Source organism: Flagellimonas crocea (assembly GCF_033441595.1).
GTDB lineage: Bacteria > Bacteroidota > Bacteroidia > Flavobacteriales > Flavobacteriaceae > Flagellimonas > Flagellimonas crocea.
The window spans coordinates 379273-392092 of sequence record NZ_JAUZVX010000003.1; the positions used below are offsets into that span (position 1 = coordinate 379273).

Consider the following 12820-nt stretch of genomic DNA (forward strand, 5'->3'; position numbering starts at 1 on the left):
TATCTTAGTCGCTCTTAAACCTATTCCGAAAATGAAATTTACCCTATCCCTTTTAGCGTTGTTCACTGGGCTATTTTTGACCGCCCAGACCAATACGTATGAAATTTCTTTTGACAATGCCGTGCATCACGAAGCAGTTGTTGAAGCTACTTTTCCCGACTTAACTTCGGATACCATAGAGTTTCGGATGAGCAGAACCTCGCCTGGACGCTACGCCCTTCATGAATTCGCCAAAAACGTTTACGGATTTGAGGCTACGGACAGTAAAGGAAATGCTTTGAGGGTAACCCGTCCCAATCCTTATGCTTGGGAGGTCAGCGGACACGATGGCACCATCAACATCAAATATATCCTGTTTGCCAACCGCGGTGGGGGCACCTATTCGCAAGTGGATGAAACACATGCCCACTTAAATATTCCAGCAACATTTATGTTCGCCCCTAAGTTGAGCGAGCGAAAAATCGAAGTGACCTTCAACGTCCGTGAAGATTTGGATTGGAAAGTGGCAACGCAGCTTCCTTTGGTCTCGGGCACTACCTATTCGGCCCCGAACCTTTATTATTTTATGGACAGCCCTACGGAGATCAGCAACTACATGCTACGTTCTTTTGAGGTGGACGGAAAGACCATCAACCTTGCTCTGCACCACAACGGAACCGAAGCAGAGGCCGATGAATATTTTGAAAAGGTGAAAAAGGTAGTGCTTGCTGAAAAAGAGGTGTACGACGAACTTCCTGATTTTGATTATGGGAATTACACCTTCCTTGCCTGTTATATCCCCAATGCCTCTGGTGATGGCATGGAACATCGCAACTCTACCATATTGACTAGTACCCGTAGCTTGGCCGATGGAGGTATGGAACGTAATATCGGGACGGTATCCCACGAATTTTTTCATGCGTGGAACGTGGAGCGTATCCGCCCGAAAACTCTGGAACCTTTTGATTTTGAAGAAGCCAACATGAGCGGTGCGCTTTGGTTTGCCGAAGGTTTTACCAGTTACTATACTGGCTTGATTTTATGTAGAGCTGGACTTTCCAGTCCGAAAGACTACGTAGAGGGATTGGCAGGAACCTTCAATTATGTTTGGAATTCCCCAGCCCGTCAGTTTTTTAATCCGATTGAAATGAGTTTCCAGGCACCTTTTGTGGATGCAGCTACCTCGGTGGACCCTGTTAACCTCGAAAATATGTTCATCTCCTACTATTCTTACGGAAGTGTTTTGGGCTTGGCCTTAGATCTGTCGCTTCGTGAAGAGGGATTGAACCTGGATGATTTTATGAAGCTCGTCTGGAAAAAATACGGTAAAACCGAAATTCCCTATACCATCCAAAACCTTCATGATGCTTTGAACGAATACGCTGGTAAATCTTTCGGGGACGAGTTCTTCAATAATTACATCTATAAAAGTGAAATGCCCGACTACAAAAAACTTATGGAGTCCGTTGGTGTTGTGTTGGAACAACCTGAAACTTCACCCTATTTTGGGGCGTATGTTTCCTTGAACCCAGATAAAACAGGTTATACCATTCTTAGAAATACTTCGATGGGAAGTCCAGCATACAAGGCTGGCCTGGACAATGGGGATGTGGTATTGAGCATCAACGACAAACCTTTAACGGAAGACCAATCTTTTAGTGATTACCTGAAGCAGTTCAGCATGGGAGAGGCTTTGCAAGTAAAATTCACGAGGTACGGAAACGAAAAAACTACAGAATTGGTACTTGTCCCAAGTCCAGATTACACATTTAGTTTGATGGAGGACAAGGAAGAAAAACCGTCCAAAAAGATGCTGGAACAGCGCAAAGGGTGGCTCAAAGTGGAATAGATGGTCGTTTACAAACAAGCGGAATCTTTGAAGGAACTGGAACAGATTCTAGACCTTCAGCAGCGTAATTTACCTAAAAATATAAGTCAAGAGGAAAGCACAAAAGAAGGTTTTGTGACCGTGGAGCACACCCTGGACCTTCTAAAATCCATGAACGATGTGTGCGGACACATCATTGCGGTGGATGATGGTAAAGTTGTGGGCTATGCCCTGTGCATGCATCCCCAATTTGCTGAGGATATCGAGGTACTTCGTCCGATGTTCCAAGAAATTGACAAAGCTCTTGAAAGCAAGCTAAACTATATGGTCATGGGACAAATTTGCGTGGCCAAAAGCCATCGAGGGCAAGGTATTTTCCGAAAATTGTATCAAACCATGCAAGAGAAACTGCCCGAGGGTTTTGATACCATTATCACTGAAGTGGATGGGAAAAACAAACGGTCTTTGGCGGCACATACGGCGATTGGGTTCCAAGAATTAAAGAGATACTATGCCTTGGATAAAGAGTGGGTCATTATCATTTTAAAGTAAATATTATTGTTTTTCGATAATTAAATGTATGTTTGTTATTGTTAAACGATAATTCTATGAAAAAATCAATTACCTATTTAAAGTACATCGTTAACTTTTTGCTAATTGCTCTAGCGCTGGACATTATATCAAAGGGATTAAAGTTTCCGTTGATTATTTTGTCCACCTTCGATTTGATACATGAAAACCCTACCACAGATTTCAGTAGTACGGATACTGTCCTACTGACTATCAATTTCATCTTGTTGATTTATATGGGCTGGTTACTTTTGAAGCTCAGAAAAACAGTTTATGGTTCCGAATCAAAATCACTCTTTTCAAAAGAAAATAAATCTATTTTTAAGAAAGTTGGTGTGGGTATCATATACTACTCCATCGCTATTTTTATAATCAGGGCACTGGAACTTTATTCTGATGAGATAGGAATTAACGATAATCCAAGCGCATACAGTTTTGGCTACAGTTTAGGGTACCATTTGGGGGAGCTTATCGGGAGTAGAATACCTCTTCTGGTAATAGGGATATTTATTTTGATTTTAGCAGACCTCATTCAAGATGGCTACGAAATAAAACAAGAAAACGACCTTACTATCTAAACATGGCTATTTTAATCAATTTGGATGTAATACTTGCCAAACGGGAGATGAAAAGCAACGAACTTGCAGATAAAATAGGGATAACCACAGCTAATTTATCCATTCTTAAAACTGGAAAAGCGAAAGCGATTCGATTTTCAACTTTAGAGGCCATTTGTGAAGCCTTGGGTTGTCAACCTGGCGACATATTGGAATATTCGGAAGAGAAATAAAAAAAGCCGCTCCAATGGAGCGGCTTTTTTTGTGAATGAATTCATTTATTTTAATCAGCTAGGACGATAACTTTATTGTCCTTCATCTCCACTGTTCCACTTGATATCGTCAAAACGGTTTCTCCATTGTTTCCTTTGGAAAACTTATCGGCAAAAGCCTCATCAATGGTGATGTTACCTTTGACCCTTACGTTCCCCTTTTGTAACAAAGAAACGATGGGTGCGTGGTTCTCCAACATCTGGAACTCACCATTTACTCCTGGTACCGTAACGGAGGTTACGTCGCCTGAGAATAAAGTAGCTTCGGGTGATACTATTTCTAAATACATCTTATCTAATTATGAGTTATGAGTTATGAGTTATGAGTTACTCTGAACTCCATACTCCAAACTCTTAACTGGTTTACGCTTCCGCCAACATTTTCTCTCCTGCCTCGATAGCTTCCTCGATGGTTCCTTTAAGGTTAAAGGCAGATTCTGGCAAGTGATCAAGTTCACCGTCCATAATCATGTTGAATCCTTTGATGGTCTCTTTAATATCAACCAATACCCCAGGAATACCCGTAAACTGCTCAGCTACGTGGAAAGGCTGGGACAAGAAACGCTGTACACGTCTTGCTCTACCTACGGCCAATTTGTCTTCTTCAGAAAGTTCCTCCATACCCAAGATGGCGATAATATCCTGAAGTTCTTTATAACGTTGCAACAACTCTTTTACACGTTGTGCACAATCGTAGTGCTCTTTGCCCAAAATATCGGGAGTCAAAATCCTAGAAGTGGAATCCAAAGGATCCACGGCAGGATAAATACCCAACTCGGCAATTTTACGGGAAAGTACGGTAGTTGCATCCAAGTGAGCAAATGTTGTCGCTGGTGCAGGATCCGTCAAGTCATCCGCAGGAACGTAAACCGCCTGTACGGAGGTAATAGAACCTCTTTTTGTTGATGTAATCCTTTCCTGCATGGCACCCATTTCTGTTGCCAATGTTGGTTGGTAACCCACAGCTGATGGCATACGACCCAAAAGTGCCGATACCTCGGAACCTGCCTGGGTGAAACGGAAAATGTTGTCTACGAAGAAAAGAACGTCTTTTCCTTGACCTTCTCCAGATCCATCACGGAAATATTCTGCAATGGTCAATCCAGACAATGCCACACGGGCACGGGCTCCTGGTGGTTCGTTCATCTGACCGAACACGAAGGTAGCCTTGGATTGCTTCATCGCTTTTTTATCTACTTTGGACAAATCCCATCCTCCTTCTTCCATGGAGTGCAAGAAATCGTCACCGTATTTTATAATCCCTGATTCCAACATCTCACGAAGCAAATCGTTTCCTTCACGGGTACGTTCCCCAACACCTGCGAACACGGACAAACCACCGTGACCTTTTGCAATGTTGTTGATCAATTCCTGAATCAATACGGTTTTACCTACCCCGGCACCACCGAACAATCCAATCTTACCACCTTTTGCATAAGGCTCGATAAGGTCGATTACTTTGATACCTGTAAAAAGCACTTCGGTTGAAGTGGAAAGGTCTTCAAATTTTGGCGCTTCACGGTGAATTGGAAGTCCATTGTCTCCAGCTTTAGGAAGGTTTTCCATACCATCGATGGCATCTCCGATTACGTTGAATAGACGACCGTAAACTTCTTCTCCAATCGGCATTTGAATTGGAGCTCCTGTGGCAACTACCTCAACACCTCTACTCAAACCATCGGTGGAGTCCATAGAAATGGTTCTTACGGTATTCTCACCAATATGTGATTGTACTTCCAAAACCAATCTTGAGCCATCAGCTTTTGCAATTTCAAGGGAGTCGTAAATTCTTGGGATCTCTACCCCTGAATCAAACTCAACATCAATGACCGGGCCTATAATTTGGGCAACCTTACCTGTTACTTTAGACATTAGTGTGTTTATTTATAATTGAATACGCGGGAAAATAACCGCTATTTTTTCGGCTGCAAAGATATGCTTTTACATTTTTATTCAGAAACCGATTTTAGCTTTTTTTTCAATAAAAAAAACGTTGGTGCTCCCAACGCTTTTACTTTTGCTTCTTTATTGCTATTTAGGGATTTATGGTCCAGGATAGATAATAAATGGAACCTATAAACCCTGTACCTATCGCAGTGTAGTATTCATCACCCATAAGGTTAGATCCACCCAATTTGAATATGGATTTGATGGACGGTACCGAATAGTTGATCTGTGCATCCAACACGGAATATGCCGGAATGTTTCCATCCGCAAATGAAGCTTCCCAGAAGTAGCTGTCGCTCCAACGATAGTTTACATTAAACCCGAAGTTTTTAAATAGTGCGGTATTCCCAAAAGATGCTTTCACCTTGTGTTTTGGTGTGTTAAAGTTGGTCCTAAGGTCTGGGTACCTGCCCTCATCGATATCCAAATCGGCAAAGGTATAGTTTACACCCAAATCAAAATTGCCAAGCTTGGTGTCCACTCCAACCGTACCCCCGTAGGAGTTGATATCAGCATCAGAATTGGTATAGGTCTGATACACTTGGAAATCCCCGTTTTGTAGGGCCAACAAGGAAAGTCCCCCATCTCCCGCCTCTCCATAAAAAGGAACGGCAGTAGTTGTATTGGCCAAGAAATTTTTATATCGGTTGTAGTATCCACTCAAATCAATGGTGAATCTACCCACTTGTGCCCTATAACCAGCCTCAAAGGCTGTAATTTCCTCTGGTTGTACCAATGGGGTCTCCACGGCTTGCGGTGCGCCCGCTTGCAAAGAGCTTGTGGAATACGCATTTTCATAAGCTTCACGACCAACAATCTGTACTGTTGATTGACCAATTAAATTTTGACCAGCTTCACTAACATTGAAAGTTCGCACATCCCTATCCAAGTTTGCCGGTGCGGACCCTACCAAAATAGCGCGACCTGCATTCAGTCCAATAAACAAATCTTGGGTGGTCGGATTTCTAAAACCTTGCTGTACAGAAACCCTTAGGTTATGGTTTCTCTCCTCGCCCAAAGTATACGCGAACGATACTCTTGGTGAAAGGAATACATCAAAAAATTCATTTTTATCGTAACGGGCAGAACCGGTAAACTTTAAACGGTCATCCAAGAACTTCTTCTGTACCTGTAGATAGGCCCCGTATTCATTGTATTTTATAGGACCATCTATATCCGTGAAAATGGTTCCGTTGGAATTGAGTTCATATTCCCTGAACGATCCACCGATTTGGATATCCGCCCAATCATCGATAAGATGGGCAATATTGTAGTTCCCGTTCACATGACGGAACTTGGTCTTATCTATAAATTTAGCTCCTGTGGTCAAGTCTCCATTGTTGATTACGCTGTTAAAAGCGCTTTCGAAACCAGGTGTTCCTGGAACCAATCTTCCTTCGTCAGCAGCTTGTCTTCCCGCTACATGAGCCTGTGCAGAGGCCTGTTCTGGAGTAAGTCCGGCTCCTTGGATTCCTCCTAAATAGGTAGGTATATAGGCAGTAGCATAATCGGTGAACCATTGTGTATCCGATTTCCAAGCTCTATTGACATTGATAGCTGCGAATCGGGTATCATAAGCGTCCCCAGAATTTTCAGAAACAATATATCCTCTTACAAAAAAGTTGTCATTTTTAATTTCCAATCGATGTTGCTGCATGGTAAACCCAGCTACCGCGTACCGGTTGGCCCCTTGATAAATAGTGGTACCCCTACCGATTCTACTGTTTAGGATCACTTCTAAATCATCCGCAAAAGGTCTGATGTGCACCGCGAAATCTGCCTTAACACTTTCCGCATTGTAGTTGGCCAAGTCTGCTTCGTCATAACCTGTTCTTGAAATTAAGGCCGACCCTACGGTACCTGACGGCAATCCAGCCGCTGCATCAAAATTGAGAACAGTGGAAACCTCATCACCATAGACATTAAGTCCATCGTACCCAGGATTGGAACGATCTGCCCCAGGGTTGTTCAAATCCATGCGGCTGTTGGCATGCCAATCTTCCCCGTTCAATACAGATAGATTGGCCTTAACGGCTAACTTATCACTGAACGCATGTGCTGCCCGTATTCCAAAATCCTTGTAAAAATTGGTTCCAGCGGCATCCTGAACGGTTACGCCACCTTTGGCATAAGCACTAATCCCTTGAAAATCGAAAGGGTTTTTACTGGTCATAAAGAGAATACCATTAAAGGCGCCTGCTCCATACAGTGCGGAGGAAGCTCCTGGAAGGATTTCCACACTCTGCACATCCAGTTCGGACATCCCCACAAGGTTACCGAGCACAAAGTTAAGTCCCGGTGCAGTGTTGTCCATCCCATCTACCAACTGCAAAAATCTATTGTTGGCAAAGGTGGCAAAACCCCTGGTATTGATGGATTGGAACGTCAAACTGTTTGTATTGATATCCACTCCCTTCAAATTCTGAAGTCCTCCATAAAATGACTCCGCGGTCGTATTCTTAATTTCTTTGAGTCCAAACCTTTCTACCGAAACCGGGGATTCAAAAATACGTTCCGGGGTCCTTGAGGCAGAAATCACGATCTCGTCCAACATCGTCGAAGCTTCGGAGAGCGTTATGGTAAGGGTTTGATTGTTTGAGGTGACGTTCGCTGTATAACTGGAGAAGCCAATACTGGAAAATTGCAGTCGAAACGGGGGCTCTTCCGATGTATTAAAGGTGAAATTTCCATCAAAGTCCGTAGTGGTTCCTTCAGCTTTCCCTACCAAGACCACATTGGCTCCCGGTATGGGCTCATTATTTGCATCAACTACCTTTCCTTGAACAGTGGTCTGGGCATAAGTCGCCAAACCTAACATCATCAAGGAAACAAACATAAGTTTTTTCATTTGCTATGGATTAGAGTTAATTTAGTTTATGTGCATGTTAAGTATCTATTGGGAAGATACATTTTTTTTCATTTCAATGATACAAATTTGAAAAAAATTATGCATGCATAATACTTTTTTGGCAAAAAAAGATGTTCAAATATACGTAATCAATAAAAAAGGCACTGAATTCAGTGCCTTTTCCATTTAATTATAAATCTAGAAGTACTTATTCGACCGTAACGGATTTGGCCAAATTCCGAGGTTGATCCACATTACAACCTCTCATTACCGCAATGTGATAAGACAACAATTGCAGAGGTATCGTAGTCAACAATGGTGATAGACTTTCTGAAGTATCGGGAATCTCGATGACATGGTCAGCAAGTTCTTTTACGGTTTTATCGCCTTCGGTGACGACCGCAATGATCTTGCCTTTTCTGGATTTTATTTCCTGTATGTTACTGACGACTTTTTCATAGTGTCCCTTTTTGGTAGCGATTACCACTACGGGCATTTGTTCATCTATCAAAGCAATGGGACCATGTTTCATCTCGGCGGCTGGGTAGCCTTCGGCATGGATGTAACTGATTTCTTTGAGTTTAAGCGCCCCTTCCAAAGCAACAGGGAAGTTGTACCCCCTACCAAGGTAGAGACAGTTGGTTGAATCCTTATAAATTTCAGATATTTCCTCAACCAGTGTATTGGACAACAAAGACTTTTCCACTTTGGCCGGTATCCCTTCCAACTCTGCCAAATACTCATGGTACTTTGATTGAGAGAGCGTTCCTTTTTCTTGGGCCAGTTTTAAAGCGATCAAGGTCAATACGGTAATCTGTGTGGTAAAGGCCTTTGTGGAAGCCACCCCAATTTCTGGTCCGGCATGGGTATATGCACCTGCGTGGGTTTCCCTCGCTATTGATGAGCCCACTACGTTACAGACTCCAAAAACAAATGCTCCTTTTTCCTTGGCCAATTTTATGGCCGCCAATGTATCCGCAGTTTCACCGGATTGCGAAATCGCGATCAAAACATCTTTTTCCGTAATCACAGGGTTTCTGTACCGGAATTCGGAGGCATATTCCACCTCAACAGGTATCCTGGCCAGGTCCTCAAAAATATATTCTGCGACCAGTCCGGCATGCCACGAGGTTCCGCATGCCACAATAATGATGCGGTTTGCATTAAGGAATTTTTCAAGGTTCTGGTCGATACCGGCCATCTTGATTATTCCTTTATCGGCCAACAATCGCCCACGATAGGTATCCTGTATAGCCTTGGGCTGTTCATAAATTTCCTTCAGCATAAAGTGGTCGTATCCACCTTTTTCAATTTCTTCAAGATTAAGCTGTAGTTCCAAAATATTTGGATAGGCAATAGCATCGTTCTTGATTTTACGAAGCTTAATCTCTTTACCGATCCTTACAATCGCCATTTCTTCGTCTTCTAAATAAATGGCATTGTTGGTAAACTCTATAAAAGGAGAAGCATCGGAGGCAATGAAATATTCGTTCTCCCCAATTCCTATGGCAAGGGGGCTGCCCAGTTTGGCAACCACGATTTCATCCGGTTTATTTTTATCAAAAACGGCAATGGCATATGCACCAACAACCTGATTCAGTGCAATTTGAACGGCCTGTCCCAGTTTTACCCCTTCTTTTATCTTGACTTCTTCAATCAAATTGATCAGCACTTCTGTATCCGTATCGGATTGAAAGGTGTATCCTCTTTTCATCAAAGCTTGTTTAATGGATTCATAATTCTCTATGATTCCATTATGTATGATTACCAAATCCCCTGAATTTGAGTAGTGAGGGTGGGAATTAACGTCGTTCGGAACCCCGTGCGTAGCCCATCTGGTATGTCCCAATCCAAGTTTTCCCTTTATGGGAATGGAGCTTTCTGCTTTGTTTCGTAAATCTTCCACTTTCCCCTTTGTTTTGGAAAGGTGGATGTTCTCCCCATCATACAAGGTAATACCTGCGCTATCATACCCTCGGTATTCCAAACGCTGCAGTCCTTTCATTATAATTGGGTAAGCATCTCTATGACCAATGTAACCAACTATTCCGCACATAAGATTCCTTTTAAGTTAATAACGGTTTTGGGGATACTAGTTATCAAATTTAAGATGATCCTGCTAAAAACTCCTTTTCTGATTCTTTAAACCGATGAACGTTTTAAAATTAACGTTTATCCATTTATCTTAATTGGCCTCGGTATAGTAAATTTCGAGTTTTAGCTTCTTTCCTTCTTCACCAGCAGCCACATTACTCCCATAAAGCACAGTTCCGAGCGGACTAATGGCTGCACCGACCGGATAGTCAATGCCCTGCAAATCATTGCCAATGGCTTCTTGAGCTAAGGTAATCGCAATATTAGGGGTTAAGGTCAACCCAAGTCTGGCATTTGTAGAATCCCTGACAATTATATTGTTGATATGCTCCGTAATTCGGATGGTATACTTTAAACCTAGATCATTTTGCTTTTCCAAAAGGGCATCATGGCTTGGATAATACCTAAGGGAATTAGGGCCAGAATTGGCAGTTACAATTTCGTTGGATGGATTGTACAGGGGCAGATTGGTTTCGGCATTGTACAAATAAAGTCTTGGTGGTTCCACTACGGAACCTCCGGCTTGGGACAGAGTTTCACGATCCACGTAGAACACCAAATTGGCTTCATTGATTACCCAGTTGTTATTTTTTATCTGGTTGATGATCGATGAACCTCCGTTCTCGATTTCATCGAACAATCGTATCTCCGCAAGTGTTGCACCGCCTTTTACATATATTCTGGAAGCATTTTCTCCATTGTCCAGTGCGTTTGCAATATCCGTGGGAAACATTTCACTCTCAAAGACGTTCACGGCATTTCCTGTTATTCCAGTTGTTGCACTACCCGAAAGTAGCCTCAACACAAAATCCTTTTCGGACTTTACGGTCTCTTCGGTCTCCGTGTCAAAATCATCATATTCATAGGTAATGGTAATATTGGCCTGTGTCAAATCCAATAAAAACATTAGCTCTTCCATACCTTCTCCGGCCAAATGTACTCCCCTAAAAAAGTTTTTAAAGTTGGATTGGGTGAGCAACTCCGCCTGTCCTTCTTTATCCAAGATATTCTGTTGGAAAAAATCCGGGTTCAATGGTACTCGAATACCAGGAGCAATCCTTGAATCAACTACGGTTTTCGATTCGTCCACATCAGTATCCGGGTCATCTTCAGCAAAAAGAACTGTTTCGATTTCATCGATAGTTACGGTATTCTTATCTGTAATGGTAAGCTCTTCACCAATAAAGCTGGAGAAATCCTGATTAGAGTAATATTCCTGGGCCTCTTCAAAATTGGAATTGGGGTCAAGCTCTCGTAGAAAATAATTGGATTTGGAGACTACGATATCAAAAGTCTGGTTTATATCGCCGTAAATGCTGTCCAAGTCAAACCTCTTCGGGTAAATATTAGGAACAAAACCATCTTCTGTACCGTCTTCATCAGGATCATACGGATTGGAACCTATGACCCTTTCCCTGTTATCCGATACCCCGTCACCATCAAAATCCGAATTGGGGTCCTCCGCATCATCCCCTTCTTCAAGTGCATCGGGTATGCCATCTCCATCCCGGTCGGGCGAGGGAGCAGTTTGAAAAGGAATGAACAATATCACTTCTTTTACCGTTTCGTTCTCTTGATCATTATCCGGCTCGTCTTCTTTGGCCTGAGTAAGATCCCCGAATGTAGGTGAAGCCGTTGCCAGTGACAATTGGGAAATGATACTGGCCTTTCTTTGGCCATAAATGGGGTCGCTGAACGTTCCCAACTGGTACAAAGGGAGCCTATTGGTCTGTACGGCCGTAATTCCCTTATTGTAGGCAAACACATCGTATTCCACTTTGCCCGTGCTAAATGGTTCTCCCGCAATAACACCTTCTCCTATGGTGTCCAGTTCATCTTCACAAGAGACAATTAGTAAAAACAAAGTTCCAAACAGTGCTGAAACTTTGAAAATATTGGAAAATCTCATTCAATCTATTTTAAAACCTCTGTATTATAGAAATTGGTGTATGCCTCTTCTGCTTCTTGAAGCGAAACATAGGGCAAAACAGGTACGGAAAGATTGTCAATATGGTTTTTTAAATCCTCGGACAATTCCTCCGCGGCTAAAATAACGGCATCGGAATGATCTACGGCAACCTTTAACAAATTATTATACTCAGGCTCTGACAGTGAGGAAATTTCTTCTTTATCAATACCGTCAAAGGCAATTTTATCTATCATATTCTTATCCAGCTCACCTTCAAATCCTTTGCCGTAGACCGAAGTCACTATTCTACTTTCGGCAAAAAGCGGTTCGTCCGCGTAGTACTTTCTAAGATATAGTGGCAATAGGGATGCCATCCAACCGTGAACATGGATAATATCCGGGGACCAGTTTAGTTTCTTTACGGTCTCCACTACGCCTTTTGCAAAGAAAATGGCCCTTTCGTCATTATCAGGAAACAATTTGCCATTGGCATCTGCAAATGTGGCCTTTCTTTTAAAATATTCATCATTGTCTATAAAATAGACCTGTATTCTTTCTTTTGGTATAGAGGCCACCTTAATGATCAGGGGCATATCCATGTCATTGATCACCAGGTTCATTCCCGATAAACGTATGACCTCATGCAATTGATGCCTCCTCTCGTTAATGTTTCCATACCTTGGCATAAATATGCGTATTTGCCCACCGCTACTGTTCACCATTCGCGGTGCTTCGTACGACATTAAGGAAACAGGATTCTCTGGGAGGTAGGGAACTAATTCAGAAGATACAAACAATACCTTTTTACCATTCATA

The 12820-nt window shown here is 42.4% G+C and carries 10 protein-coding genes; 4 read left to right on the forward strand and 6 right to left on the reverse strand.

The features are described from left to right. Nucleotides 1-31: 31 nt before the first annotated feature. The 4 genes from SD449_RS11140 to SD449_RS11155 are packed head-to-tail and all read left to right on the forward strand — an operon-like array spanning nt 32 to nt 3167. Nucleotides 32-1828, forward strand: coding sequence for a M61 family metallopeptidase (locus SD449_RS11140; protein ID WP_318310652.1), 1797 nt, complete (start codon nt 32-34; stop codon nt 1826-1828). Next, nucleotides 1829-2359 carry a GNAT family N-acetyltransferase gene (locus SD449_RS11145; protein WP_318310653.1) on the forward strand — a complete coding sequence of 177 codons (531 nt, stop codon included), beginning with the start codon at nt 1829-1831 and terminating at the stop codon, nt 2357-2359. Nucleotides 2360-2415: 56 nt separating this feature from the next. Next, complete coding sequence (locus tag SD449_RS11150; RefSeq protein WP_318310655.1) at nt 2416-2955, forward strand: DUF2975 domain-containing protein; 540 nt, start codon at nt 2416-2418, stop codon at nt 2953-2955. A gap of 2 nt (nt 2956-2957) precedes the next feature. Beyond that, the gene (locus SD449_RS11155; RefSeq protein WP_318310656.1) at nt 2958-3167 is read left to right on the forward strand and encodes a helix-turn-helix domain-containing protein; all 210 of its coding nucleotides are present in this window, start codon (nt 2958-2960) and stop codon (nt 3165-3167) included. Between the two features lie 50 nt (nt 3168-3217). Here SD449_RS11155 and SD449_RS11160 read toward each other — a convergent pair whose 3' ends face one another. From SD449_RS11160 to SD449_RS11185, 6 genes are all read right to left on the reverse strand, one after another. Next, the gene (locus SD449_RS11160; protein WP_318310657.1) at nt 3218-3496 is read right to left on the reverse strand and encodes a F0F1 ATP synthase subunit epsilon; all 279 of its coding nucleotides are present in this window, start codon (nt 3494-3496) and stop codon (nt 3218-3220) included. Nucleotides 3497-3569: 73 nt separating this feature from the next. After that, nucleotides 3570-5078, reverse strand: coding sequence for a F0F1 ATP synthase subunit beta (atpD, locus tag SD449_RS11165; RefSeq protein ID WP_318310658.1), 1509 nt, complete (start codon nt 5076-5078; stop codon nt 3570-3572). 163 nt (nt 5079-5241) lie between these two features. Next, nucleotides 5242-8001, reverse strand: a complete 2760-nt coding sequence (locus SD449_RS11170; RefSeq protein ID WP_318310659.1) for a TonB-dependent receptor — start codon at nt 7999-8001, stop codon at nt 5242-5244. A gap of 208 nt (nt 8002-8209) precedes the next feature. Continuing rightward, on the reverse strand, nt 8210-10057 hold the full coding sequence (gene glmS, locus SD449_RS11175) for a glutamine--fructose-6-phosphate transaminase (isomerizing) (RefSeq protein WP_318310660.1): 1848 nt from the start codon (nt 10055-10057) through the stop codon (nt 8210-8212). A gap of 129 nt (nt 10058-10186) precedes the next feature. Then, the gene (locus SD449_RS11180) at nt 10187-12004 is read right to left on the reverse strand and encodes a DUF4270 domain-containing protein (protein ID WP_318310663.1); all 1818 of its coding nucleotides are present in this window, start codon (nt 12002-12004) and stop codon (nt 10187-10189) included. Between the two features lie 5 nt (nt 12005-12009). Next, nucleotides 12010-12819: a glycogen/starch synthase gene (locus SD449_RS11185; protein WP_318310664.1), complete on the reverse strand. Its 810-nt coding sequence runs from the start codon at nt 12817-12819 to the stop codon at nt 12010-12012. Nucleotide 12820 lies beyond the last annotated feature (1 nt).

Coding starts and splice junctions, on each gene's coding strand:
- SD449_RS11140 (WP_318310652.1), top strand. CDS start 32: ATGAAATTTACCCTATCCCTTTTAGCGTTGTTCACTGGGCTATTTTTG.
- SD449_RS11145 (WP_318310653.1), top strand. CDS start 1,829: ATGGTCGTTTACAAACAAGCGGAATCTTTGAAGGAACTGGAACAGATT.
- SD449_RS11150 (WP_318310655.1), top strand. CDS start 2,416: ATGAAAAAATCAATTACCTATTTAAAGTACATCGTTAACTTTTTGCTA.
- SD449_RS11155 (WP_318310656.1), top strand. CDS start 2,958: ATGGCTATTTTAATCAATTTGGATGTAATACTTGCCAAACGGGAGATG.
- SD449_RS11160 (WP_318310657.1), bottom strand. CDS start 3,496: ATGTATTTAGAAATAGTATCACCCGAAGCTACTTTATTCTCAGGCGAC.
- atpD (WP_318310658.1), bottom strand. CDS start 5,078: ATGTCTAAAGTAACAGGTAAGGTTGCCCAAATTATAGGCCCGGTCATT.
- SD449_RS11170 (WP_318310659.1), bottom strand. CDS start 8,001: ATGAAAAAACTTATGTTTGTTTCCTTGATGATGTTAGGTTTGGCGACT.
- glmS (WP_318310660.1), bottom strand. CDS start 10,057: ATGTGCGGAATAGTTGGTTACATTGGTCATAGAGATGCTTACCCAATT.
- SD449_RS11180 (WP_318310663.1), bottom strand. CDS start 12,004: ATGAGATTTTCCAATATTTTCAAAGTTTCAGCACTGTTTGGAACTTTG.
- SD449_RS11185 (WP_318310664.1), bottom strand. CDS start 12,819: ATGAATGGTAAAAAGGTATTGTTTGTATCTTCTGAATTAGTTCCCTAC.